Annotated in this window: 24 protein-coding genes; 5 read left to right on the plus strand and 19 right to left on the minus strand. The window is 47.5% G+C overall.

Annotation, left to right across the window (positions count from 1 at the left end; genetic code table 11):
* Positions 1–60: 60 nt before the first annotated feature.
* The 16 genes from ilvN to AB1K89_RS05130 all read right to left on the minus strand — a co-directional run bounded on the left by ilvN (position 61) and on the right by AB1K89_RS05130 (position 17,446).
* Positions 61–576 (minus strand): acetolactate synthase small subunit, encoded by a 516-nt coding sequence (gene ilvN / locus AB1K89_RS05055; protein WP_413053701.1) that lies wholly within the window; start codon positions 574–576, stop codon positions 61–63.
* Positions 573–2,333, minus strand: coding sequence for an acetolactate synthase large subunit (gene ilvB / locus AB1K89_RS05060; protein ID WP_413053702.1), 1,761 nt, complete (start codon positions 2,331–2,333; stop codon positions 573–575). The genes ilvN and ilvB overlap by 4 nt, the downstream gene beginning before the upstream one ends.
* Before the next feature lie 341 nt (positions 2,334–2,674).
* On the minus strand, positions 2,675–4,342 hold the full coding sequence (ilvD, locus tag AB1K89_RS05065) for a dihydroxy-acid dehydratase (protein WP_413053703.1): 1,668 nt from the start codon (positions 4,340–4,342) through the stop codon (positions 2,675–2,677).
* A gap of 387 nt (positions 4,343–4,729) precedes the next feature.
* Positions 4,730–5,272 carry a DL-endopeptidase inhibitor IseA family protein gene (locus tag AB1K89_RS05070; RefSeq protein ID WP_413053704.1) on the minus strand — a complete coding sequence of 181 codons (543 nt, stop codon included), beginning with the start codon at positions 5,270–5,272 and terminating at the stop codon, positions 4,730–4,732.
* Between the two features lie 83 nt (positions 5,273–5,355).
* Entirely contained in the window at positions 5,356–6,327 is a 972-nt protein-coding gene (locus AB1K89_RS05075) for a bile acid:sodium symporter family protein (protein ID WP_413053705.1), read from the minus strand.
* Positions 6,328–6,411: 84 nt separating this feature from the next.
* Entirely contained in the window at positions 6,412–6,717 is a 306-nt protein-coding gene (locus AB1K89_RS05080) for a Zn-ribbon domain-containing OB-fold protein (RefSeq protein ID WP_413053706.1), read from the minus strand.
* Between the two features lie 4 nt (positions 6,718–6,721).
* Positions 6,722–7,855, minus strand: coding sequence for a thiolase C-terminal domain-containing protein (locus AB1K89_RS05085; protein WP_413053707.1), 1,134 nt, complete (start codon positions 7,853–7,855; stop codon positions 6,722–6,724).
* Positions 7,852–9,333: a class I adenylate-forming enzyme family protein gene (locus AB1K89_RS05090; protein ID WP_413053708.1), complete on the minus strand. Its 1,482-nt coding sequence runs from the start codon at positions 9,331–9,333 to the stop codon at positions 7,852–7,854. The genes AB1K89_RS05085 and AB1K89_RS05090 overlap by 4 nt, the downstream gene beginning before the upstream one ends.
* A gap of 5 nt (positions 9,334–9,338) precedes the next feature.
* The gene (locus AB1K89_RS05095; protein WP_413053709.1) at positions 9,339–9,812 is read right to left on the minus strand and encodes a PPC domain-containing DNA-binding protein; all 474 of its coding nucleotides are present in this window, start codon (positions 9,810–9,812) and stop codon (positions 9,339–9,341) included.
* Positions 9,805–10,563: an SDR family NAD(P)-dependent oxidoreductase gene (locus AB1K89_RS05100; RefSeq protein WP_413053710.1), complete on the minus strand. Its 759-nt coding sequence runs from the start codon at positions 10,561–10,563 to the stop codon at positions 9,805–9,807. Before AB1K89_RS05100 ends, AB1K89_RS05095 begins: the two co-directional genes overlap by 8 nt.
* A gap of 13 nt (positions 10,564–10,576) precedes the next feature.
* Positions 10,577–11,896 carry a TRAP transporter large permease gene (locus AB1K89_RS05105; RefSeq protein WP_413053711.1) on the minus strand — a complete coding sequence of 440 codons (1,320 nt, stop codon included), beginning with the start codon at positions 11,894–11,896 and terminating at the stop codon, positions 10,577–10,579.
* Entirely contained in the window at positions 11,893–12,378 is a 486-nt protein-coding gene (locus tag AB1K89_RS05110) for a TRAP transporter small permease (RefSeq protein WP_413053712.1), read from the minus strand. Before AB1K89_RS05110 ends, AB1K89_RS05105 begins: the two co-directional genes overlap by 4 nt.
* A 15-nt stretch (positions 12,379–12,393) precedes the next feature.
* A complete protein-coding gene (locus AB1K89_RS05115) occupies positions 12,394–13,413 on the minus strand; it encodes a DctP family TRAP transporter solute-binding subunit (protein WP_413053713.1) in 1,020 nt (339 codons plus the stop codon).
* Between the two features lies 1 nt (position 13,414).
* A complete protein-coding gene (locus tag AB1K89_RS05120) occupies positions 13,415–14,743 on the minus strand; it encodes a (Fe-S)-binding protein (RefSeq protein WP_413053714.1) in 1,329 nt (442 codons plus the stop codon).
* Positions 14,736–16,148 (minus strand): FAD-linked oxidase C-terminal domain-containing protein, encoded by a 1,413-nt coding sequence (locus tag AB1K89_RS05125; RefSeq protein ID WP_413053715.1) that lies wholly within the window; start codon positions 16,146–16,148, stop codon positions 14,736–14,738. Before AB1K89_RS05125 ends, AB1K89_RS05120 begins: the two co-directional genes overlap by 8 nt.
* 194 nt (positions 16,149–16,342) lie before the next feature.
* Positions 16,343–17,446, minus strand: coding sequence for a CdaR family transcriptional regulator (locus tag AB1K89_RS05130; RefSeq protein ID WP_413053716.1), 1,104 nt, complete (start codon positions 17,444–17,446; stop codon positions 16,343–16,345).
* A gap of 324 nt (positions 17,447–17,770) precedes the next feature.
* On the opposite strand from AB1K89_RS05130, the gene AB1K89_RS05135 reads away from it, so the two are divergent.
* Positions 17,771–17,944 carry a sporulation histidine kinase inhibitor Sda gene (locus tag AB1K89_RS05135; RefSeq protein WP_413053717.1) on the plus strand — a complete coding sequence of 58 codons (174 nt, stop codon included), beginning with the start codon at positions 17,771–17,773 and terminating at the stop codon, positions 17,942–17,944.
* A 21-nt stretch (positions 17,945–17,965) separates the two neighbouring features.
* Here AB1K89_RS05135 and AB1K89_RS05140 read toward each other — a convergent pair whose 3' ends face one another.
* The gene (locus AB1K89_RS05140) at positions 17,966–19,354 is read right to left on the minus strand and encodes a S41 family peptidase (protein ID WP_413053718.1); all 1,389 of its coding nucleotides are present in this window, start codon (positions 19,352–19,354) and stop codon (positions 17,966–17,968) included.
* A 408-nt stretch (positions 19,355–19,762) separates the two neighbouring features.
* Here AB1K89_RS05140 and AB1K89_RS05145 point away from each other — a divergent pair, with 408 nt between their 5' ends.
* Positions 19,763–20,908, plus strand: coding sequence for a polysaccharide deacetylase family protein (locus AB1K89_RS05145; RefSeq protein WP_413053719.1), 1,146 nt, complete (start codon positions 19,763–19,765; stop codon positions 20,906–20,908).
* A gap of 218 nt (positions 20,909–21,126) precedes the next feature.
* On the opposite strand, the gene AB1K89_RS05150 is transcribed toward AB1K89_RS05145, so the two are convergent.
* Positions 21,127–22,629 carry a class I adenylate-forming enzyme family protein gene (locus tag AB1K89_RS05150; protein WP_413053720.1) on the minus strand — a complete coding sequence of 501 codons (1,503 nt, stop codon included), beginning with the start codon at positions 22,627–22,629 and terminating at the stop codon, positions 21,127–21,129.
* Between the two features lie 179 nt (positions 22,630–22,808).
* On the opposite strand from AB1K89_RS05150, the gene AB1K89_RS05155 reads away from it, so the two are divergent.
* From AB1K89_RS05155 to AB1K89_RS05165, 3 genes are all read left to right on the plus strand, one after another.
* A complete protein-coding gene (locus AB1K89_RS05155; RefSeq protein ID WP_413053721.1) occupies positions 22,809–23,741 on the plus strand; it encodes an LCP family glycopolymer transferase in 933 nt (310 codons plus the stop codon).
* 121 nt (positions 23,742–23,862) lie between these two features.
* Positions 23,863–24,486, plus strand: a complete 624-nt coding sequence (locus AB1K89_RS05160; protein ID WP_413053722.1) for a hypothetical protein — start codon at positions 23,863–23,865, stop codon at positions 24,484–24,486.
* 70 nt (positions 24,487–24,556) lie between these two features.
* Complete coding sequence (locus AB1K89_RS05165; protein WP_413053751.1) at positions 24,557–25,795, plus strand: cytochrome P450; 1,239 nt, start codon at positions 24,557–24,559, stop codon at positions 25,793–25,795.
* Positions 25,796–25,899: 104 nt separating this feature from the next.
* Here the strand turns inward: AB1K89_RS05165 and AB1K89_RS05170 are convergent, their stop codons facing one another.
* Positions 25,900–26,493, minus strand: coding sequence for a hypothetical protein (locus AB1K89_RS05170; RefSeq protein ID WP_413053723.1), 594 nt, complete (start codon positions 26,491–26,493; stop codon positions 25,900–25,902).
* Positions 26,494–26,726: the final 233 nt, after the last annotated feature.

Below are 26,726 nucleotides of genomic sequence, written 5' to 3' on the forward strand. Positions count from 1 at the left end.
TTTCCCGCAGGAGTCGCCGCCTTTCGCTACAATCAACAAGTTTTACAAACTTAATAGAGATTATTTTAAAATGGATAACTGTGGTGAGTTGACCTTTTGGATTTCACGGGTGAATGCCGTTGCTCCGGTCCTTGCTAATTCTTTAATGCCATAAGGCTTGACGAGATCGATGAATGCTTCGATCTTCTCGGGTGCGCCGGTCACTTGGTATGTGACGACGTTCTTCCCTGAGTCGATGACCGTTGCGCGGAACGGTTCGACGATGCTGCTGATTTCGCTGCGCGCATGCGGTGGTGAGACGACTTTTACGAGCGCGAGCTCCCGCATGACGATCGCTTTGTCAGTGATGTCATTCACTTTGATGACGTCGATCTGCTTTTGCAGTTGCTTGACGAGCTGTTCGATTTTCCGTTCATCTTCCACATGGACGATGAATGTCATCTTCGACATGCCCGGCTGTTCGGAATGCCCGACAGAGATGCTCTCGATGTTGAATTGTCGTTTCATGAGCAATCCCGTTACCCGGTTCAATACTCCGCTTTGATTGATGACTGTGACCGATATGACTCTTCTCATTTGTTCTTCACCCCGATCATTTCCTGGAGTCCTTTTCCTGGCGCCACCATCGGATAGACGTTCTCCATCATTTTCACCCGACAATCGATGAGTACTGGTTCATCCGATAGAAGCGCTTCGCGGAAAATCTGTTCAGCGTCCTCTTTTTTCGTAATCCGATACCCTTTCAAGTCATACGCTTCCGCGAGCTTGACGAAATTCGGCTGGACGGGAATCAATGACTGTGAGTAGCGTTCATCGTAGAACGTCTCCTGCCATTGGCGCACCATTCCGAGTGCTCCGTTGTTCAAGATGACGACTTTCACCGGAATTCTCAACTCTTGTAGAAGGGATAACTCCTGTGCAGTCATTTGGAAACCGCCATCGCCGACAATTGCAACGACTCTTTCATTCGGCTTCGCAAGTTGCGCACCAATCGCAGCCGGGAATCCGAAGCCCATCGTTCCGAGGCCGCCCGACGTAACCCAATGATCGGGATTGTTCAATGAATAATATTGGGCCGCCCACATCTGATGCTGTCCAACGTCCGTCGTGACAATTGCATCCCCTTCGGTAATACGATGGATCATTTGAATTGCTTCTTGCGGCAGGATTTCGTGCTCGTCGACGTTGTACCATAACGGCGCTTCTTCCTGTAAACCATTCAAGTAAGCGATCCAGTCGTCGGAGTCAGGTGCATGGAAATCCTGATCGAGCAATGCTTTCAATGCTTCCTTCGAATCAGCCACGATCGGGATGTCGGTCGGGACGTTTTTTCCGATTTCAGCAGGGTCGATGTCAATATGGATGACTTTCGCATGCGGCGCGAAAGTTTCCAGATTGCCTGTCAACCGGTCGTCGAATCGTGCGCCGACATTGATTAATACGTCGCACTCGCTAATTGCCATATTTGCCGTATACGTCCCGTGCATGCCTGCCATGCCTAGGAATAGCTCATGGTTTCCGGCAATGCTGCCAAGTCCGAGCAATGTGTTCGTGACTGGAATCCGTTTCGTTTCAACCAAAGTCTTTAATTCTTCCATCGCCTGGCCGTGCAATACACCCGCACCGGCTAAGATGAGCGGCTTCCGTGCAAAACGGATTGCTTCGGCCGCCTTCTGTATTTGCAAGTAATTTGGAGTGGTCGTCGGCTGATAACCCGGAAGATTCACTTCAGCATTGCGTTCCTCCTCCGTGACAAAGATTTCTGTAGCCACGTTTTTCGGAATGTCGACGACAACCGGGCCGCGTCTGCCCGTTGATGCGATATGGAACGCTTCTTTGATGATCCTTGGGAGGTCCGCGACGTCCTGTACCTGGTAGTTATGCTTTGTAATCGGCTGCGTAATGCCGATGATATCCGCCTCTTGGAATGCATCCGTCCCGATGACGGTGCTTGCCACCTGTCCTGTGAAGACGACTAGCGGCAATGAATCCATCATCGCATCCGTAATTCCTGTCACAAGATTTGTCGCACCCGGACCTGATGTCGCGATGACAACGCCCGGTTTGCCGGATACTCGCGCATAGCCTTCCGCTGCATGGATGGCTCCCTGTTCATGACGGGCAAGCACATGGGGAATCGGATCCTTGTATAATGCGTCGTAAATTGGTAGGACGGCACCTCCAGGGTAACCGAAAATGACTTCGACACCTTGGTCTTTCAACCCTTGAATCAAGATAGCAGAACCATCCATCGGTTGAATTTTCTGTTTTTCTTCCTTAGGCTCTGGCGCCATTTCCATAACTGCCTGCTTCGTTTGAACTTCCGCACTCATATACGAACTCCTCCTTACTTTTCTAATCGCCTATTTTATATAAAAAAGAAAAGCCTTTTCTCCCCACACAAAGAAACCCTGTTCTTCGTATAAGGGATGAAAAAGCTTTTCATGGTACCACCCTTGTTCGCAGCATTCGCCGCCTCGTGAATGGACTCCAAAATTGAAGTCCATTCGCTGATAACGAGCCCATCTTGCACGAGCCCGGGATTGCCTACTCAGTTTCCCTTTCAGCACTCCACTCCGGGGTGATATCGTGGATAGTTGCATTGCCGGCTTCCAGCACGACCGGCTCTCTGTGAATGCAAGGATCTATCCCCTTTTGCCCCATCATCGATTTATTATATCTTCATGACGCCGCCTGTACTTGCGGACGTGACTAGTTTTGAATATCTGGCCAAATAGCCTTTTTTGATTTTCGGTTCAAATGGCTTCAGCTTCGCTCTGCGCTCCGCCAATACTTCGTCTGTCACTTTCAGCTCAATCGTCCGGTTCGTCAGATCGATGTCGATAATATCTCCATCTTCAACTAATGCAATCGGGCCGCCTTCAGCCGCTTCCGGTGAAATATGTCCGATGGAAATGCCTCGGGACGCCCCGGAGAAGCGACCATCTGTAATGAGCGCAACCTTCGTTCCTAAGCCTCTACCTTGGATAGCTGACGTCGGAGCGAGCATTTCCGGCATGCCCGGCCCACCTTTCGGACCTTCGTAGCGGATGACGACGACATGCCCTTCACGGACCGTGCCGTTGTCGATGTTTTCCTGCGCATCTTCCTGAGATTCAAAGACAATCGCTTCACCAGTGAACTGCTTGATGGATGGATCGACCGCCCCGACTTTGATGACGCCGCCGTCCGGTGCGATATTTCCGAATAGGACGGACAAGCCGCCTACCGGGCTGTACGGATTATCCTTCGTCCGGATCACTTGGTCGTTTGTAATATGATAGTCCTGGACATCTTCCCTCATCGTTTTCCCTGTAATGGTGATGCGATCCGGGTGGATGGCTCCTGGAATTTTTGTAAGTTCATTAATGATGGCACTGACGCCGCCTGCTTTGAAAATATCATCCATGGAAATATCGGATGCCGGCATGATTTTCGCTAAATATGGAACCCGTTCGGCAACTGTGTTAATATCCTGGACGCTATATTCGATTTCGGCTTCATGTGCAATCGCCAACGTATGTAGAACCGTATTGGTCGATCCGCCCATCGCCATATCGAGTGCGAATGCGTCATCGATCGCTTCCTTCGTAATGATGTCACGCGGTTTGACGTCCTCTTTCACCATGCGGATCAAGTTCTTCGCAGCTTCCTTGATCAGCTTATGGCGCTCATCGGAAGTCGCGACGATCGTTCCGTTGCCCGGTAACGCCATTCCTAGCATTTCCATTAGACAGTTCATAGAGTTCGCCGTAAACATTCCCGAGCATGATCCGCATGTTGGACATGCATTGTTTTCAATGTCGAGGAGCTCTTCCGCCGTCATTTTACCCGATTTGTATGCTCCGACCCCTTCGAACACCGACGTGAGGGAAAGCGGTGAGCCTGACGAGGATACGCCAGCCTCCATCGGTCCGCCTGAAACAAATACGGAAGGGACATTCGTCCGGACCGCCGCCATGAGCATGCCCGGCGTAATTTTGTCACAGTTCGGAATGTAGAACACTCCATCGAACCAGTGGGCATTGATGACCGTTTCGGCAGAATCCGCAATCAATTCGCGGCTCGGAAGTGAGTAACGCATTCCGATATGCCCCATCGCGATTCCATCATCCACACCAATCGTGTTGAATTCGAATGGAACCCCGCCAGCTTCCCAAATTGCCTCTTTTACAATTTCAGCAAATTTATTCAAATGTTTATGGCCTGGAATAATATCAATATATGAATTACAGACGCCGATAAATGGTTTCTCCAAATCTTTCGTTTTGACTCCCGTCGCGTACAACAGACTCCTATGAGGCGCACGGTCGATCCCTTTTTTAATCATGTCACTTCTCAATGCAATCTCTCCTAATCAAATCATCCAGCAACTATTAGAACTGAGTGAATAATGTGAAGTGAATCACATATCTAAATAGATTGTTGCTATCATATATCGGATTTTCACCTACGTCAACTATCTTTTTATAATTATTGTTCAATTATGAATAATAGTATATTTTGTATCCGCTTACATTAGCGATATATTGCATATTGTTAGGAATATGACTATTTGAAAATATTTTTTCTTCATTGTTGACTGCAGTATACGACAAGTGAAATTTTAGGTAGTCGATGGAAATCACTTGCTAGGATGGAGATTTTTATTAAGATTTTTGAGGAGAATGTTGAGAGTGCTTTGCTAGATGCAATTTGAGTTCTTGCTGAAGATAACGGTCCTTCTCTTCTACTCATTGAATTTATCAATCCGCCAGCCGGATCTTTTCACGTGGACGTAGCTCACTATGATTGTCTCCGCGGTTCTCGTGTCACCAATCGGAATTGTCAATTCGAATGTTTTCTTGCTTTTTTTCGATTTCACTTCCCTTGCCGTCGCGATTTCCCATAGGAGCAGTGATCCAGGTGGAGATCCCGCTTCAGGTGAGGCCAATTTTCCATGATGTTTCAAAATGCCGTTTTCCTTCATGAAACGTTTCGCTTTCTTCTTCGTCACGAACTTCTGCAGTTCCGCTCTCATTTTCTTCTTGGAGTCCAAATGAGACGCCAAATAGTGGTATTCCAAACCTTTATGGGCGAATGTCTTGTACTCGCCCTCTTTGTACAGCCCGCCGGCCTGGATCATCGCTTCCGCCCCGGTCCAAGCGGTCGCCAATTCGACGGCATCCTTCGGTGTAAAGGCGGCTTGGCCGGCTGGTGATTTTCCGCCGCAAGCCGCCGTCATGAGCAAAAGTAAAATGACAGCTGTTATGTTCATTGTCCTCTTTTTCAACGTGCAACCCCCTGACTAGCTAATACTTTAGCGTATGAACTACTAAGGGGGTACATACGCAGGCATGGCGATTTCTACGCTTTTCATTCACTGATGACTACCGAATCACGCCTCGGTATTTTGAATTTATTCTCAAACAGACTTGCAACAAGCGCTCCGACTGTCAAGTTGACGACCATATTCGCGACGGCCGGCACGGCGGCGAGGGAGCTGACGTGCTCCATTGCGAGCGTCGCAGCGAGGGCGGTGTTGCAGATGCCCGTATGGAACAGGATGGCGCGGGCGTTCTGTTCAGCCACTTTCATCAGCTTCGCAATGAAATAGCCCCCTGCCATCGGGATGCACACTTGAAGGATGACTGCTGCGAATACGAGTGGCAGCACCGATAAGTTCTGCTGCAATGATTGCTGGGCGCTTGAGATGACCGATACGATGACGATGAATAACGCAAGCTGCGAGAGGACGGATGTGTATGGCCTGATTGTTTCAACCTTTTTCGTCCACTTCCATTGGATGAACAATCCCGCCAACAACGGAATGAACACGATATAAATAATATTGAGAAACAGAGGCCAAAACGCGATCGGTATCAACTTCCCCGCAAACACTTGTACGAGAGTCGGCGTCAAAACTGGCGAAATGAACGTATCCATCGTCGCCATCGTAATGCTCAATGCCACTTCGCCGCCTGCAATGAATGTGTAAATGTTGGCGGACGTGCCGCTTGGAACCGTCCCCGCTAAAATGACACCTGTCGCAATTTCCGCTTCGTCCTTGAAGAACAAATAAGCGATCGCTATCGACACGCCGACTGTCATTGTCCATTTGAGGAAGACACCAAAAAAGGCAAACTTCGGGTTTTTAATGACCGCCATCAGTTTATCCGTCGATAAAGACAGGCCCATCAGAAAAAAGATCGTTCCGAGCCCAGCGCCTGTCAAACCACGTATCGGAATGAAGACATCCGGTGCCAAGTACGCGATTATAGATAGAAGGACAATCCATAACGGCAAATATTTTGAAACGATTCCTGTCGCCACTTGCAATAATTTCAATGGATTCCCTCCTTACTCAATTGCGCTCACATTAAGATAAAAGACCTGTGCTTAGAGTCGCATCACAACTCCAAGCACAAGCCATCAGATTTTCGTGTATAAAAAAGCGCCCCCATCGATCTTATCCAAATTAACCTCATCGCCGATCTGCACTGGCCCATCCATCCGGGCGGTCACTTTCACATCCGCATCGTCAAGCTGGATAAGTGCGATCGTATAAGGGGCGATGTCCGCGAACTCGGCGGGAGCGATATGGATGTCCGTAAAGCTGAAGACCATTCCTTTCGGAGATACTTCTTCCACTTCAAGCTTGCCGGTTCTGCACGCCGGACATGTATATTTCGATGAAACACTTCCGTAATCACATGAATTGCATTTGAAGATTCTCATGTCATCACACCCTCTCCAAAATGTGCACGGTCGAATACGAACCCGTACCGCCCAAGTTTTGAGCTAATGCAAGTCGCGCTCCGTCCACTTGGTTCGGAGCTGTGCCTCGAAGTTGCCGGACGAGGTGATAAATTTGGGCGATGCCTGTCGCTCCGATCGGATGGCCGCGCGATAGCAATCCTCCGCTCGTATTGACCGGCTTGTCTCCCGTCGATTTCGTCCGTCCCTCTTCGACTGCCTTCCAACCTTCGCGGCTTTTGAAGAAGCCCAACTCCTCGATGGCGAGCACTTCCGTCATCGAGAAACAGTCATGAATTTCGACGACATCAATGTCTTCCGGTCCGACGCCCGCCTTTTCATAGGCGAGGCGGCCCGATTCCCGGATTGCTGGGATGGATAATATATCTTGCGCATCCTGCATTTGCGTCGGTCCCGAGCTTTGGGCGGATGAACGGATATGCACGCCCGACTTGTTCTTCGAGATGACGAGAGCTGCCGCCCCGTCCGTCATCGGCGAACAGTCGAACAGGCCTAACGGATTCGTGATGATGCGGGCATTCAGTATTTCATCGAGCGTCGCACGCTTTTGGAATTGCGCGAGCGGATTATTGAGCGCATGCTCCCGGTTTTTCAAGGCGACCATCGCCAAATGCTTTTTCGTCGCACCCGTTTCGTAGAAATAACGGTTGGCCAAGACACCAAAAAACCCCGGGAACGTCAATCCTGCCTGCTTTTCATTCGAATCATTGTCCATCGCCGCATTAATCGCCTGGGTTACGTCGGATGTGGTGGCGTGCTTCATTTTCTCGACGCCCGCGACGAGAACCGTTTCATATTCCCCGCTCAAGACGCCCATAATGCCTTGCCGCAATGCAATTCCGCCTGAAGCGCAAGCCCCTTCGACCTTCGCTGTTGGAATGAATCCAAGCCCTAACTCATTCGCAACGATTGCTCCAAGAATTTCTTGGTTATATATGGCGCCGCCCATGAAGTTCCCGACATATACAGCATCGACTCTTGGATTGCCGGCATCCTCCAACGCTTGAATGCATGCTTCCATAAGGAATTCTTTCATCGAGCGGTCGACGTACGTGCCGAACTTCGTCATCCCGATGCCGTGGACATATACATTCGTCATGCCTTGACCCCCTCATGCTTACTGCGGAGTTCCCGTTTCAGGATTTTTCCGTACGAGCTCTTCGGCAATTCGTCCACAATATGAATTTCCTTCGGCTTTTTGAAGCTAGCCATGTTTTCGATGCACAGGGCGATGAGTTCATCTTCTGTCACTTCTGCGGTTCCATTCAAAACGACGTAAGCGACGACATTTTCGCCCCACTTTTCATCCGGCACGCCGATAACACAAGTTTCCTTTACGCCGGCATGCAAATTGAGCACTTCCTCCACTTCACGCGGATAAATATTGACGCCTCCCGAAATGATGACGTCCTTTTTGCGGTCGACGATATGAAGATACCCTTCCGCACTCTTCCAACCGAGGTCTCCCGTATGGAGCCAGCCGTCCTTCAACGTCTCTTCGGTCGCCTTCTTGTTATTCCAATAGCCTTGCATGACGAGGGATCCTTTGCAGATGATTTCGCCCACTTCCCCGTCTGCAACTTCATTCCCTTCGTCATCGATGATTTTCACGTCGACGAAAAGTCCTGTTCGGCCGCACGACTCAATCCTGTTCCCCATCTCACGCTTCGGCATCATCGTAATGCACATCGGTGCTTCGACTTGCCCATATGTTTGGGCGAAAATCGGGCCGACGAGCGATAATGCCTGCTCCAGCTTACTTGCTGCAATTGCCGAACCCGCCATATTGATTGTTTTCAATGTTGATAGCTTCGCTGGATTGAAATTCGGATGTTGAATCATCAAATTCACCATCGTCGGCACGAGGAAAATCGTCGATACCTGTTCCCTCGCCAAATCATTGACGAACTCTTCGGGCTCGAATTTATCGAATACGACTTGCGTCAAGCCATATAGCCAGGCGACGTGCGATAGGAAGTTGCTGCCGTGCGTCAATGGTGCGACATGCCCGATAATGTCGTCATAGTCCGTGTCACAAGCGACTGCAAGCGACAATGCGCCGGATATCATATTGCGATGTGACAGCATGACGCCTTTCGGATTGCCAGTCGTTCCCGATGTATACATGATCGCGAACAGTTCATCTTCTCCGACTTCCTCTATATGGCGCTTCCCGAGGTGCGCGTTGACTGCTTGCTCGTATTCCTCCCCAATCGTCAAAACAGCGACGTCCGTCCCGATCGGTTCAATCAATCCTTTATCCCCGATAATAAGACTTACGTCGGCATCCTTTAGCATGTATTCATGCTCCTTTGGATGAAGACGATAATTCAATGGAATTTTAATGACGCCCGTGAGCGCCGTAGCAACGTCAAGTTCGATATGCTCGAGCCGATTCGCCATGAGAATTCCGACCCGGTCACCTTTTTGCAAACCCGACTCCCGGAAATATGATGTCAAGGCAAAAACCCGTTCCATCATTTTCTCGTATGTAAATGACCGATCCTTATCCTTCACAGCCACCTTGTCCGGATAGGCGGCGGCAGACTTCATTGCAAACTTCCCCAATGTCTCCATACCCCTCACTCCTTCTCCCTAAATTGAAATACAGGAATGCCGTAAATTTCATCCAAGTCACGTTGCATCTTGATGCCATTCAGTGGGAATAGGATGAACTCGATCGTAACCGCGACCGGATTCTTGCCATCGATAAAATGCCCGCCGGTTATATTTTTATTACAGTCCACAATCATTCCATGGAAATGAACTTCCAGCTCCCCTTCCATATCAAGCCCGACAAAGCCGGTTCCCGATAATAGTTCAACCGGTGAATCCGTGATATTTTCCGATGAATAGTACAAAGTTCCGTCTTCATTCTGATCCGGCTGGACATACGTTGCGTACTCAAGCGACCCGAGACATTGAAACTGCGCCGCCTCCACCCCGAACTTTTTACAAACGCCTTTGATCCCTTCAAACAGATCGATGCCTTTCATGAAACGACCGGCAATCCGATCTGACTTCCTGTCATGCACAGCTTGAATACGCTTATCCAAAGCTATAGCCCCCATCGACCTTCAGCACTTGGCCGGTCGTATAGCCTGATTCCGGCAATGCAAAATAAAGGACCGCTTCCGCGATATCGGCTGGCGTCCCCATCCGTTTAATCGCTTGCCCGCTTACATCGTAAGGAACTCCGGAAGTGATCCCCGTCTCGGTTGCCCCCGGCGCCACTGAATTGCAAGTAATATTGAGCGGGCCTAATTCTTTTGCCGCCCATTTCGTCAACGCAATGACCGCCCCTTTCGATGCTGCGTAAGCCGGTCCGGATCGTCCATTCGCGCCATCACCCGAAGTGACTCCGCCGTTGATGCCGGAAACGGAGCTGATGTTGATGATCCGCCCGTATTTCTGTTCGACCATATGAGGATAGACGACCGCCTGCATGAACAGGAATGCGGCTTTAACATTCGTGTCCATATCCCGGTCCCATAGTTCGAGTGTCGTCGTGTCAATTCCAAGCCTGCCGCAAGTGCCCGCATTGTTCACTAAAATATGCAGTTCCCCGAACGAATCGGACGCGCGACCGACAGCCGCTTTGACGAATTCAGGATCACGGATATCCCCTAGGCATTCCAACACGTTCGCTTCAGGAATCTCCCCTTGAATGGAATCAATTGTGTTAGCACAAGGATTCAAATCGATCAGGACGGTATTTGCGCCTTCTCTAGCAAGACGGACGGCGGATTCGGCCCCGATACCGCTCGCCGCTCCCGTGATGATTGCTGTCTGCCCCTTAAGTTTCATGCCAAACTCCCCCCTATTTGACGTTTAATAAATCAGGTAAAAACGTAGATATTTGCGGTATGAATGTAATGAGCAGCAGGATGATGATTGAAGAAACGATGAACGGGAGAACCCCTATCGATAATCTGCCGATCGATGTTCCTGAAATGCCTGCCGCTACGAACAAATTCAATCCTACCGGTGGTGTGAATAAACCAATCGCCAAGTTGACTGTCATGAAGACACCGAAAACGGTTGGGTCCACATTCATGACGAGCATGATCGGCAGTAAAATCGGAATGAAAATATAGTAGGCGGAAATGGCATCAATGAACATCCCCGCAATTAACAGCAATACGTTGACAAGCAGTAGGATGATGATCGGATTTTCCGAAATGCCGAGCATCGCACTGGAAATCTGTCTCGCAATCTGTTCCGTCGTTATGATATACGCATAGACGGACGCCGCACTGACGATGAACATGACAGTAGCGGTCTGGACCGAAGCGGCAACCAATATGTCGTAAAGCTTTTTCAAGTTCAGTTCCCGGTAGATGACGAAACCGACGAATAATCCGTAAAACACTGCAACGACCGCTGCTTCAGTCGGCGTGAAGAATCCTCCGTAAATCCCTCCTAAAATGATAATAGGAATCAACAATCCCCAAAACGCACTGAGGAACGCTTTCACGCGCTCCATACCTGTTGCCTTTTCTTGGACGTGCGCTTCAATAGGGCCTTCCGTCCGCTCCTGTTTCCATCTGACATACATTGCAGCAAGTATGAAGCCGCCGCCAAGCAATAATCCCGGGATGATGCCCGCTATGAATAATCGTCCGATCGATACCGGAATCTGATCGCCCGCAACGACGGCAAACACGATGAAAGCGATACTTGGAGGAATGATAATGCCGATTGCGCCTGAACTTGCTACAAGCCCACCTGCCGTCTCCTTTTTATAACCGCTCTTCACCATCGCGGGAATGAGGATTCCACCGATTGCTGCGACTGTCGCCGGACCAGACCCGGAAATCGCTGCAAAGAAAATAGCCGTCATGACGGTGACGAAGACGATTCCACTTTTCCGATGACCGACTAAAGTCTGTGCGAACTCGATCAGTCTTTTTGAAATGCCCGCCTGCTCCATGATGACGCCTGCCAAAATGAAAAACGGAATGGCTAGCAACGTGAACTTTGACACGCTCGAATACATAATATCTGCGACCAATTCAAGGCCGAACATCCCGCTACCTGTGAACAGCACGGCTATGGACGAGATGGCAAGCGCAACCGCTATCGGCAGCCGTAGCATAACGAGCAGGAAAAACAGACCAAATAATAATAATGCCGTCATACCGACTGCTCCCCTTTCCGGTTTTGCTCACGAAATTCTTTTATTGTCGCTTGTACCGTCCTGAACAGGCACAATGCCGCCCCGATCGGCATAGCCATTGAGAACATCCATTGCGGCCATCCGAGTGCTGGCGTTTTTTGTCCCATCTCCACTTGGAACAGGAGCATTTGAATCCCGAAATAGATGAGAATGACAAACAATAATGACATCAAGACACCAACGAGAATCGTAATGATGTTTTTGACGAATAAATTCGCCGTATCATAAACGAGTGTAAAGCCAAGGTGTGCGTATTGCCGCACACCGATGGCTGTCCCGACGAAAGTGAGTGCTACGAACAAATTCACTGTGATCTCCTCGGCAAAGGAGAACGAATGGTTCGCAAATCCCCTCGAAAGGATGTTCACAAATGCGATGGTGGACATGATGGACAAAACGATTACAACAATCCACTCTTCTAATCTGCTAATCACTCTTTCCATTCATGTTCCCTCCACTTATTGATCTTGGAATGCTTTAAGCAAATCTTCGCCCCAAATATTTGTATATTTTTCGTAAAGCGGTTGAACGGCAGCTTTGAATTCTTCCATTTCCGCTTCTGTCGGCTCATAGAATTGCATACCGGCAGCTTTTAGATCTGCAATTTGTTGCGCTTCTTTTTCACGTGCAAGCTCGATTTGATAAGCCGCAGCTTCTTTTCCTAACTTCTTGAACAGCTCCTGGTCTTCCTTGCTCATCGAATCAAAAAGCTTTTTGTTCATTCCGAGCACTAATGGATCGTAAGAATAGTTCCATGTCGTCAAATAATCTTGAACTTCATTCAGCTTGGAAGAATGGATGACATCGATTGGGTTTTCCTGCCCATGGATTGTGCCTTGCTGCAATGACGTGAACACTTCAGAGAATGCCATTGTCGTAGGGTCGGCACCTAATGCACGGTACAGATCGGTGTACATGTTAATGCCTGGAATTCTAATTTTCATGCCTTTCATATCTGAAGGCGATTTTATTTCATGTTTGCTGTTCGTCACTTGACGGAAACCGTTTTCCCCGAACCCGAGCAATTCAACGCCTTTTTCATTCAAGATTTCCCCGATCATTTCACCGCCTTTTCCACTGAACACTTTATCCGCTTCCGCATGTTCACTGAACAGGAACGGCGCACTCGGCACTCCGAATCGATCATCGAGAATGGAATAAATGATTGTGGAGTGCAAGCTCAAATCCGTCTGCCCTTTTGCCAATAGCTCGACGCCTTTCCCTTGGTCCCCACCCGATAATTGCTCATTCGGGAACACTTCAATATTGATCCTGCCGTCCGTTTCTTCCTTCATGTCATTGGCGAGCTTTTCCGCAGCTTTGTACCATGTGGAAGAGTCGTTTACCGTTACGGACATTTTCAAATTGTATTTTTTATCACTTGATGCGCTGCCCGTGTCATCTTTTGAACAAGCACCCAGCATGAGCATCGCCGTTAAACCGATCGCCCCTAGAATTTTGCCTTTTTTCATCTTCATTTCATTTCCCTCCGTAGGTTCCTATAATTTTTTCGTGAATAAAATCGATGATATGCATGGCGCGGGCAGTTCCGGATAAGCCTTCCCTTTCTACGCCGACTTTCATTTGAAGCAAACATCCTGGATTCGTCGTAATGATTGTCGTTGCTTGTACCCGTTTCACCTCTTCCATTTTCGAACCGAGAATTCGTGAAGCCATTTCTGGTTGAAGTAAATTATATATACCGGCGGAGCCGCAACAAAGATGCGCACCGGGCATTTCCACAAATAGACTGCCTTTGACCGCTTTCAAAATTCCCCTTGGCTCGTCCTTCACCCCATTGACATTCCGCAAGTGGCAAGAGTCTTGATAGGTGACACTTTCATCCGTCTCCGTCACCGGTTGCTTCAATAGCTCATCAATAATGCCGAGCTTCACGAGCAATGAGGAAATATCAATTTGCTTTTCGACGAACCGCTGTGCCAGCGCAAGCAAAAACGGATCATTTTCGAACAACCGGTCGTATTCAGAAAGGAACGCTCCACATCCACCTGCATTGTTGACGATATAGTCGATGCCATCCAGATCGAATACTTCGAGATTCGCTTTTGCGTTCCTTCTCGCCCGATCCATTTCACCGCTATGCCCTTGCAAGGCGCCGCAACATTGCTGGCCTATCGGAATGACCACTTCGCAGCCGAGCATGTTCAGCAGATCGATCGTATTCCGGTTCGTCTCCTGGAACATCGTATCCATGAGGCAACCGGCGAAAAAAGCGACTGTCGTCTTCTTTTCGGTCGATTGGCTAAGCATCCGTCGCTTTTTCGGCGGGTCGGGCAGCGACCTCTCCATCTCTTTCATGAATGGCGGGAAGAGTTCTATGAAGCCGACTTTCCGCACAACTTTCTGCAATCCCGATTTTTGATAGAACGTCACCAGTTTCACGGCAGTCTTCATCTTCCGCTGGTCGGCGAAAAGATGGTCGAACGCCCCTTTCCGGATCGCTTTCTCCTTCAATGACTGCGGTTTAACGGAAAGAATCGCTTCGAGCGTCCCCTCGATGAGTGTTCCGTATTGGACACCTGCGGGACACGCAGGTTCGCACGCCCTGCAGCCAAGGCAAAGGTCGAAAGCCTCTTCGATGGAACCGTCCCATTCGACATCACCGTCGCGGACAGCTTTCATAAGTGCGATCCTGCCACGGGGCGACTGGGTTTCGTCATAACCGGAGTGGATATATGTCGGGCAGGCCGGCAGACAGAACCCGCAACGCATGCAATCCATCAGCCTGTTTTCATCGACATGGGTGACGAACGATTGCCGGATCAACTCAGCCTGAGCACTACTCATGCTGCACCACTACCCTTTTCTTCGCCGACTTGGCGAATATTTTCCCCGGGTTCATTATATTGAGCGGATCAATCGCCTGTTTAATGCTTTTCATCGTGTTGATTCCTGCTTCGCCGATCTTCCATTCCAAATAAGGCGCTTTCATCTCGCCGACTCCATGTTCGCCTGTAATCGTGCCGCCGAGTTTGATTGCTTGGTCGAAGATTTCCGCAAACGCCATTTCCACCCTTGCCATTTCCGCTTCATCCCTCACATCCGTCAATATCGTCGGATGCAAGTTGCCGTCTCCCGCATGGCCGAATGTGCAGATGAGCAAATCGTATTTCACGGCGATTTCTTGGACAGCCTTCACCATCTTCGCTATTTCAGAGCGCGGTACAGTGGCGTCTTCAAGGATTGTCGTCGGCCTTTTCCTTGCGAGCGCGGATAAAGCTACCCGGCGCGCGATGCTCAACTGCGCTGCCTCTTCAACTGTTTGCGCCATCTGTGTCGACGTTGCGCCATGCGCCATGCACAGTTTGTGGACGAGCTCCATATCCTTTTCGACGACCGCCGGATCGCCGTCTTGTTCAATGAGCAGCATCGCCTCGCAATTCGTCGGCAAGCCGATTTTCATGAACTCCTCGACCGCTTCGATCGTGCCTTGGTCCATGAACTCTAGCGTCGCCGGCACGATTTTCGCCGCGATGATCGATGAAACCGTCTGCGCAGCTTTTTCGAGTGTGTCGTAAAACACTAAAAGCGTCTTCTTCGTCTCAGGCGCCGGAATCAAACCTAATGTGATTTCCACGATAATTCCGAGCGTCCCTTCCGAACCGACGAACAAGCTTGTCAGGTCATAGCCCGCAACGTCCTTCGCAAGCTTTCCGCCCGTCGTCAGCAGCTCACCGCTTGGTAGGACGATCTTCAACGACTTCACATAATCGCGTGTCACGCCATATTTCAACCCTCGCAAGCCACCGGAATTCTCGCTCACATTCCCTCCGATTGTAGAAATGCTCATCGAACTTGGGTCTGGGGGATAAAACAACCCTTTTTCCGCAACCTTTTCATTAATGGCCTGTGTAATGACGCCGGGCTGAACCGTAATCGTCAAATTCTCCTCATCCAGCTCCAAAATCTGGTTCATACGGTTGAATAAAACGACGACTCCCCCGGAAGTCGGCGTCGTCCCGGCCGCAAGATTCGTTCCGGACCCACGGGAAACGATTGGAACCCCGTCCTCCGCACAAACTTTCACAATCTCCTGGACTTCCTCGATAGAAGCAGGGGAAAGGACTAAATCGGGCAGCGCCTGGAAATTTGCCGTAGCGTCGTAAGAATAAGCTAATCTCTGCGCCGTCGACGACTTCGCATGAGCACTACCCGTAATGGCAATCAATCGCTCCTTCACTTGCACATCCATGAAGCAGCCTCCTTCGAATTTCTGATTCTTTGTTTAATTCTAATAGTCTGATGATTAGGATGATATAGACAAACGCACAAGTTTTCAGTCATTTTTAGACGTTTTTTTGTTTGCGTGTACAAAGAAGACGAATCCAACGGAATATATGGGTATATAAAAAGACCCCTTTGAATTTTTCATTCAATAGGGATCTTTTACTTCATTTCGTCCAAAAGCCGGATTCCGAGATAGAGGAGGAGGACGTCATGGACATTCGAAACGGAAAGTCCAGTGAGCTGTTCGACCTTCTGCAACCGATACGAAAGCGTGTTTTTATGAATATGCAATTTTTGAGCTGTGTTTTGCATCGATTGGTTTTCATTAAACCAAACTTGAAGATTGTGCAGGAGTTCCTCGTCTTCGAGCAGCGGGGCAACAGTTCGCTGAATATATTCATCGCGGGTCGATTCTCCGATGCTTTGCAAGATCAGCTCGAAACGAAGTTCGTGTTCGAACAAGACCCGCCCTAATTTTTTGGAAGCATTCGCCGCCCTTTCCGCTTGGATGAACGACTTCGACAGATCGAAGTAATCGGTCTGTCCGCCGATTCCCGCCGCCACAATGATTTTTTTCCTTCTCTTAATAGATAAGAGGAAATATTCCAGTTCATTTTTCAATATGTCCTGATTCATCTCAGGCAAAAGCATGAGGATTTTATCTTGTCCCCATCTGATCATTTGAAGATCGGGATGGATGTTTTGATTGGACATAAAACGATCCAGTTCGTCGATTGTGAACTGATCTTCCGTGTTCATCACCTCAATGACGACGACTTGTTTATACAAGCTGACTTCGATGCCGAGAACAGCCCCTCTTTCACGGAAACGGACATCTTTCTTTCCCGTGGTGAGCCAGTCAAAAACGAAAAATTCCAATTCACGCACCTTTTCCTCTTTCTGTTTCCGCTTCATGGCGTCTTGGATGAATAGCTCCGTCACCCTTAGGATGAGTTGCGCCTGCGGATAGATATGCTTCGGTTCGCCAGTTATTCCGAGTACGGCAATCGGCTCCCCTTCAATGACGATCGGCAGGACGACGCCTTTGCGGACACCTCGTAACAGACCAATCTCCTTCTCCGTCATATGAAGGATCTTTTTCTCCCGCAAGCTCAGCAACGCACCTTCATGGAATTGGTTGATCCTATCCGGATCGGTGCTCGCTTGGATGAAGCCCCGGCGATCCGTTAGAAGGACTTGTTCCTGTATCAAATTAGAGAGCTCTTCCACAATTTCCTGACCGAGCGTATCAAATTGAAACATGATTCCTCTCCCCCAATTGTTTTTCATCTAATAGTATGCGAATTCTGTAAGAATCACAAGGTGAATTCTTATAAAATAGCAATTTCAGAAAAATCTTTCGACAATTTTCGCAGTTCCCCCATCTGTGGATAACATTGTCCACGTTATCCACCACACTCCCCTAGGCTTAACCGGCTTACAAACAAGTTAACCACAACTTATCCACCGTTAACTGTGGATATCGGAACGGTTGTTCTTACAATTGAAATTTGGTAAGGTAAAAACAGCCAAACTTAAAGTTATGCACCCGGGAATAGTTTTATGACAAGGAGGAGGAGTAAATTGTTGAGTATACCGGATGATTTTCTTATGGACTCGTATAGAAAAGCAGTCGCGCTAAATCTTTGCCCACAGTTCATCAAACTTTTGGAGAAAGAGATTCAGCGACGTTCCATTCATTCCTCAAAGCGTGGAATCGATTCTCCTTATATTGAAAATGAGAGCCCATCCATTCATTGACGGACAAGCTCTCACTTTCATTTATTTTACTGTGACATCAAGATAGATTCCTTTCTTTATTGCCTTTCCCGTCTTATCCTTCCAAGCTGGATGGATGATCAGCACATATTTCTTCCCAGAAAGTAATGGTGACTCGGGAATTACTTCAATCGTCTTGCCATCCTTCACTTCTATGCGGACACTGCTTTCTTTTCCACCGACTTCTATTAATTGGACCGCCTGTCTTCCAAGTTGACGCCACTCCATTTCCTTCGTCATGCTAACTGTGAATCTCTTCGTCGTCTTTACATTTTCCAATGAAGGGAATGCCGTGTAATCTTGTAATTTTGCAATCAGGTGATCATAATGTGCCGTCGTCAATTCTTCGTCTTTCTGCGTCACTACATCTGGTGAAACACCGACTTTATCGACAGGAATGCCTTTCGGCGAATAAAAACGGGCCGTCGTCATTTTCAACACGCTGCCATCGTTGAATTCAAACATCGATTGCATCGTCCCTTTTCCGTACGTTTTTTCTCCGTACAATATAGCGGCTTCCTCCTCTTTCAAGTTAACCGCCAACATTTCGGACGCACTTGCACTGAATTCGTTCACAAGCAATGATACGGGACCTATGATTTTCTGTTTTTGATTCACGGAAGGATAAATTGCCGGCTTCTTATGTTTCTCTCTCAATTGGAAAGCTTGCTCCACTCCTGGGAAAAATCCTGCAATTTCCTGTGCGGCTGTTATATAGCCTCCCCCGTTATACCTAATGTCGACAATGAATCTATCAGCGCCCTCAAGCGACCGGATTGCGTTTGCCATTTCCTTACCTGAATCGGTCGCAAAACTGTTCAACCGGATATAGCCGATATCGCCGCCGAGCATTTCCGATTCGACTGTAGGCAAATGGATTTCCGCCCGGCGAAGCGTCATTTCGATTGGCCTTTCCGTCTTTTCCCGCTCAATCGTTAGGGAGACGGCTGTGTTTTCTTTTCCGCTGATCAATGGAACTGCCGCCTGCACCGTCTTCCCTTTCAAGGATTTACCGTCGACATGCGTGATGACGTCACCTGCAATAATACCAGCCTTGAACGCGGGGCCGTCCGTTATGACGGAAATCACTTTTATGCCGTTACTGCTTTCCTCCAACACGACTCCGATTCCTACGATACGCTGTTCAATCCCATTAATGAATGCTTCATATTCAGTCTTGGACATGTATGCAGAATGGGGGTCAAGCCCGTTTGTAATCTCTTTTCCTGTGCTTCGTGATAATACCGATTCAGGAACGTCGTCGATATAATAGTCTTTAATGAGTTGCCGAATTTCGTTGATCGGTTCCGCAGCAGCGGTAGTTGTGTGCGGCAGCATAACGAGAAGAATGGCAAACAGCATGATAAATCGTTGCATTTGGTTTCTTATCAAATTGAGTTCCCCGTTTCTGAATAGAGTTCCTACTATTATACTAACTGCAAGTAGAATACGTAAGTAGTATTCGTAAAACTTTAAATAGCAAAACACACCGCTTATCAACAAGGCTGATAAGCGGTGCGTTTTATGTGATCATTAATTCTGTCTAATCATTACCTTAACCCCATTCAAAAAATATATCTAACAACCAACGACTTTTGACCGATATATTTTATAGCCTGAAAATCACCGAACTCATGGAGGAGGCATAGATGCTTCGGGAAGCATGAAACAAAATGACTGGGGAAGATTAAGGGTGACGAAAATAGAAGAGCTAATTTATCCGACGAGTCAACGAGCTTGAATATATTCAGAAGTACAAATACTCAACTGCCAGACGGAAAATGAAAGGAAGTAAGACATTTGAAAAGAGTTTTTTGGTTGGCGCTTATCTTCACTCTGGCTTTTCCACTGATGCCGGAAGCGGGAAACGTACCAACCGTTCACATCACAGAGACAACACCAGTTTATAGTCATTCGCAAAAAGTGGGGGTATTCCAAAAAGGTATTTCCGCATCTATTGTGAAAGAGTCGGACCGATACTACCACACCGTCATTGGCGGAGAAGAAGTGAAATTTTCAAAGAAGCGTGCCGTAAAAGTGAATGACAGCTACGGTTCAACAAAAGGAGCCTATCCGGTCAGGGGAAAAACGACGAAGAATGTCCGGGTACTGAATGCGCCTACACCAAGGGCAAATGAGATCGGGTTGCTTCAACCTACAATGAAGATTCAGCTTCAACGGGCAAAAGGTGACTATTATCCGATTAATTTCGGTGGGAAGACAGGTTATATAAATAAAAAGGATATCGTCATCGATTCTGGAATCCCCGTTCTGATGTACCATGATTTGACGAAAGTTAAACAGAGCGATAATCTATCTGTTCTCGAAGTGAAAAATTTCGAGGAACAGATGGCCTACTTGAAGAAGAATAATTGGACAACCATTACACCGAGGCAATTGGAGTTATGGGTGCAAGGCAAACTCAATTTGCCTGCAAAATCCGTCCTCATCACATTCGATGATGGCTATGAGTCCACAATTCAATTGGGCTACCCGATTTTAAAGCGCCACGGCCTCAAGGCGACATCCTTCCTAATCACAAGCAGGATCGGCAAACCCGGAATGGTTTCTGAATATGCTATCCGATCGACGACTGACGTTTATTCCTATCAAAATCATACACATGCTTACCATATGTTCAATTCGCTTAACGGTTTGAGTTATTTGCAGTCGGAATCACGTTTTGCCATCCGTGCCGACTTACGTGAGGCGAATGAAACGATCGAAGATATTTTAAGCGGCCATAAAGTGACTGCCCATGCGTATCCATACGGAAAGAGCAGTCCTCAAGCTGTTCTGGCACTAAAGGATGCTGGCATCAATATCGCTTTCACAATCGAGGAAGGCAATGTCCACCGCGGCGACCCGATTTATGCGTTGAATCGGCAACGCGTCCATTCGCATATGAGCTTGAAGGACTTTGCGGATAAATTGAAAGGCATGTGAGGGATTGAGCGGGAGTGGTTATGCGTGATTGTGTGCAGTTATGCGTATTAGGAGAAGTTTATGCGTGATTCTGAGCGGTTATGCGTAAGTATTTTCATTTATGAGCTTTTGCGGGGATTTATGCGTTATTGGAGACATTTATGCGTAAATTCTATGCGTTTTTGAAGTTGAAGGAGCCCCTTTTTCAGTCAATGATGACTGAAGAAGGGGCTTTCTTGTCATATCGTTGAGTGCACTCCGGAACGTAATGTATGTTTCAACACTTTTCCTGAAGCGTTCCGCGGAAGTTCATCCAGGAATTCGATTTCTACAGGAATTTTATATTTTGCGAGGTTGCTTGAGCAATGGCTGATGACGTCGGCTTCGGTGAGGGTCGCCCCTTCCTTCGCGACGACATACGCTTTCGGCACTTCCCCTAACACTTCATCGGGAACGCCGACGACTGCAGCTTCAAACAGACCTGGAATTTGATAAAGCACTTCTTCCACTTCGACTGGATAAACGTTTTCTCCTCCGCGGATGATCATATCTTTCTTCCGGTCGACGATATAAAGGAGTCCGTCTTCATCCATTCTGCCAAGATCGCCCGTATAGAGCCAGCCGTTTTTGATTGCCCGCCTTGTCTCCTCTTCGTCTTTCAAATAGCCTTTCATCACTTGCGGGCCGCGCATAACGATTTCACCGACTTGTCCGGTCGGGAGTGGTTCCCCGAATTCATCGACGACCCGGACTTCGGTTTGCGGCAAAGCCTCCCCGACTGAGCCGATTTTCTCAAGGGCAAGGTGATCTTTTAGTGTGGACGCCGCCGGTGAGTTTTCCGTCTGCCCATACAGGTTTTGCACTTTCACATTCGGGAATGTCTCTTTCAGCTTTTTCAATATTTCATACGGCATCGGTGCGGCTCCGTAACCGAACAGGCGCAATGAAGATAGATCCAGGTTTTTTATTTCCGGCAAGTTCAGGATGATTGTATACATGGCGGGAACTCCGAAGAAGATTGTCGGCTCCGCTTTCTGGAGCAGCTCAACCGTTCCTATTGGCGAAAAAGCTTCCTCGATGATGATCGTTCCGCCTTTATACGTTACGGGAATCATGAACACATGGCAGGCAGCGCAATGGAATAACGGGGTCGAAATGAGCATCCTATCCGCTTCCGAAATCGACATTGCCTCTGACCAGATTTCCGCAGTCGATATGATATTCTGATGCGTCAACATGACCCCTTTCGGCTTGCCCGTCGTCCCGGATGTGTACATGACGACCGTCGTGTCTTCACCGTCCATTGCCACAGGTTTGAATGCCCCCACATCCTCTGCAAGCAAACGATCGATGTCCCCTTCTTCACCGATCGAAAGTTTCTCTTTGAACGGATGTTTCGACTGATGGACGATGTCTTCCAATTTCTTATCATATACGAGCGCTTTTGCCTCGGAATGGTTGAAGATGTATTCCACTTCCGGTGGCGCCAATTTTGTATTGACCGGCATGACGGTGAAACCGCCTAATTGAATGCCGAAATAGTAGACGAGGAAGAGGTCGGAATTCAGTGAATAAAGGGCGATGATATCTCCTTTTTTATACCCTTCCGCTTGGAAATGGCCCGCCACTTTCTTTACCTTCTCGAAAAACTCGCCATACGTCCACTCCCTCCCGTTATATGAAGTGAAAACTTTGTCCGGCTGATTTTTCGCATATTCCCCCAATACGTCTGTCATGAACATGGATATTCTCCCCTTTGCGCCATAATGTCATCTACAAATATATTACCAACGTATATTTCAGATTACAAGATATATAACCAATATTCAGATAACAATCCATCTGTCTACTTCTGTTAATCTCCGCGTAAACTGCTAATAAGTATCCTATTTTAATTCTTAATGAGTGGTGGGAGATGTAAATGGCGGAAACCCCAAAAAAATCGTATAGGAAGTTGTTATTATTGGTGGGAGGTTTCGTTTGCCTTCTATTGATCAGCGTCATTTGCTATGCGCTATTCTTTGTGAGTGAACTGACGGAAACTGCGAAACAGATCCATGAGCCGATGGAGCGCGTCTACTCGGAAAAAAGGGATGATCCGATCATGTTTAAAGAGAAAGATCCCTTCTCCGTTCTCGTTTTAGGAGTAGATGAGAGGAAAGGTGACAAAGGCCGCTCAGATACGATGATTGTCCTGACAGTCAACCCAACGCTTCAATCAACAAAAATGGTGAGCATCCCGCGGGATACGTACGGAGAAATTGTCGGGATGGGATTTGAAGATAAACTGAATCATGCCTATGCATATGGTGGAATCGAAATGTCTCTCGCCACAGTGGAGCATTTTCTTGACATTCCAATAGACTATGTCATCCAAGTGAATATGGAAAGCTTCAAGGAGATCATTGACGCGGTCGGTGGAGTGTCCGTCACGAATTCGCTCGATTTCACTGTTGACAAACATTCATTTCCGAAAGGCGAACTGACATTAGATGGTGAAGAGGCTCTCGCCTTTGTACGGATGAGAATGGATGACCCACGCGGCGATTTCGGTCGGCAAGACAGACAGAAGCAAGTCATCCAAGGTATATTGCAAAAAGGCGCCAAGCTCTCAAGTTTAATGAAATATAAGAGCATTTTTGAAGCGATTGGCAACAATGTACGGACGAATATGACGTTCGATGAAATGGTGGAAGTGCAAAAAAATTACCGGGACGCTGCGAAATCCGTTGAACAAATCAAATTCGAAAAAGGCGAAGGAAAACGAATGGACGGAATTTGGTATTATATGATGCATCCTGGTGAGCTTGAATATGTGAAGGCAGAACTGAAGGCACATTTAGAAACAAATTAACTTTACTGCAGCCCATAGAACATGGGCTGTTTTTATTTTTGTTTGATAAGCAGAGATAATTATTGGATAATCTTGTTAACGAGGGATAGCTGATTTATATCTATTGAAAGGATGAATTCAAATGAATCGAAAGCTTTGGTATGCCGTACTAGTTTCAATACTACTAGTTGCGGGATGTTCGAAAGAAAAAGCTGAACAAGAGCCGACCAACGAAGATAAGAATCCATCCGGCGCCGAAGTCGAAGAAAGCGATGAGCTTAATGGACAAGATCCAGTCGAGGACGGTGCTGACCAAACGATTGAGATGGACAATAAACCGCCGCTCTTCGACATGGAAAACGGCAATCTAGTAGTTTATGGAATGAAATTGGGGGATTCCCCTTCAACCGCAGAGGCGATATGGGGAAAACCTGAAATAGTGGAGGAAGAGAACACAATACATGGAGAAACGTATTTCAATTATCCCGAAGCAAAGATGACGATCGGGTACTATGAAGATAAACTTACCTTTCTTGCAGTCGAAGCGGATGAAAAGGCTCTTCAGGAAATCACAGATAAGTTCCAAGGCGATCATTACCGGACGCCGGAAGGGGATGCCGAATTCTTCTTCGTGCCGGAAAACGGACAATTGCTCATTTACGGCGTTGCAAATAGCGCAGACGGTGATGCCGAAGTGCGGCTGCTCATGTCGGATGAAAACTTCTTCTATTATGTAGATGAAGGGATTTATGAGAAAGTGGAATAGAATTGAACATGTTAAATACTCCTCAAACAGGGAATATTCACAGTATCACAACGTGAATAGGAGTTGGAGGATTAACATGTCATTACCAGTGGATAAAGGCTTTGATCATACTTTTAATTTATTGACGGAAGGGTATCACTTCATGAGGAATCGGTTCGACGAATTTGGAACCGATATTTTTGAGACGAGATTGATGGGCAAAAAGATGATCTGCATGAAAGGTCATGAGGCAGTGAGACTTTTCTATGATACATCCCGTTTCCAACGATCGGGGGCTGTTCCGAAGCGGATTCAAAAGTCGCTGTTTGGAGAAGGCGGAGTGCAGACGCTCGATGGGACGGCCCACGAAGTGAGGAAGATGATGTTTTTATCGCTTATGACAGAGGCCGGGATTAGGCGGGTCCACCAATTGACGTTAGAGCAATGGAGATTGCAGGCAAGCCGATGGAAGAGCGGACAGAATGTCATTTTATTCGATGAGGCTGAAGAAGTGTTATGCCGAGTCGCTTGTCTGTGGGCGGGTGTGCCGCTGAAAGAATCTGAGGTATCGAAGCGAGCATACGATTTAGGAGCTTTGATTGATGCGTTCGGTGGAGTCGGTGCGAGATATCGGGAAGGCCGGAGAGCTCGGAAACGGACTGAGGACTGGATCCGCTCCTTGATCGAAAAGTACCGTTCCGGGGCGGTCGAAGGAGTCGATCATGCACTCGAGGTCATCGCAACACATCGCGATGAAAATGGACAGTTGTTGGATGCGCAAATCGCCGCTGTCGAATTGATCAGCGTCATTCGTCCGATTGTGGCAGTTGCTCGGTTCATCGTCTTTGGCGCACTTGCTCTTCATGATTTTCCACAGCACCGCCTAGCATTGGCTACAGATGATGAATTTTTGGAGGCGTTTTCCGAGGAAGTCCGCCGTTATTACCCTTTTACACCATTCCTAGGCGCGATGGTCCGGAATGATTTTGAATGGAAAGGTTATCAATTTCATAAGGGAGATACGGTGCTCGTCGACATATATGGTACGAACCACGATCCAAAAAGTTGGAATCAGCCTGATTTATTCAATCCAGAACGCTTTTTGGAAGAGACAGTGACACCCTATAATTTTGTGCCACAAGGCGGCGGAAATCCTGCGCGGGGCCATCGCTGTCCAGGGGAAGATGTAACCGTCGCGATCATGAAGGCAAGTCTTTCTTTCCTTGTAAATGAACTTGACTATACAGTCGTCCGGAACCAGGACTTGTCAGTCAATCTGACTCGCATGCCAACCCTTCCAGCTAGTCGGATGATCATTCAAATTAAATAAAAAAATCGCCAAAGGATTTCTTCCTTTGGCATTCTTTATTAGTCATCGCGAATTCAGACCCGTATTTTTCAAAAAACCAAATAAGCTCTCCAACTACTCCTTCTTCAGTTTCCCTTCAGCTTTTCTATCCGTTCTCTCGTTAGCGAAAATGGGGTTGCCACGAATATTGCAAAACCTCCGAGCATGTATAAAAAGGCAGCAATTCCAACATTCTCATCCACCGATTGAAACCTTAGAACTGTCATGATCGCAATGCCAATGAGAACAATTCCAGCAAGAGCTGTCGGCCACATAACAAGCTGCTTTAACTTGTGCGGATTTACAAAGACCTCTCCAATCTTCTCTTTCAAAAGATGTCCTACTAGGAAGAGTAGCAAAGTACCAATGAGTAGTGGCCAGAAAGCTACTGATCCATAGCTCATCCTTACAAAAGGCAAGGTCGTGAAAACCGAAAACCCGATCAGCATCCAGTACGCTTGGATGGAATAGTAACGCTCTGTATCGTGTTTGTATCGATTCCACATCGTAAGTACACGAAAGATCAATAAAGCCTCAAAGGTTAGATTAATGGCAAGCCAAAAGAAAAAACGGTCTTCTGGAACGGCACTTGCTCCTAGTATTAAAAATAGATGCAAGACAATCGTAAATCCAATACGTTTCTCTGCAATCGGCTTCATTTCGTTGTTTTGTAATACCATTGGTCACTCTCCTCTATTTTCGCGGAAGGATGATTGTCACGCATAGATGGCAAACAACTCTTTACTATTCAGATTCATTCTCTCTTCTTAGTCAGGTGAGCTTTGTTGATATTTTTCTTCGAGAGTTTGGATTGCTTCACTGTATTGCCTTTCATTCATTATATGTCAAAATAGTGACGAACGGATTTGAAACTTAATATGTCAATAGTCATTGGTCTTAAAGGTAAAGATAT

The organism is Sporosarcina pasadenensis (assembly GCF_047228845.1).
In the GTDB taxonomy this organism is placed as follows: Bacteria; Bacillota; Bacilli; order Bacillales_A; family Planococcaceae; genus Sporosarcina.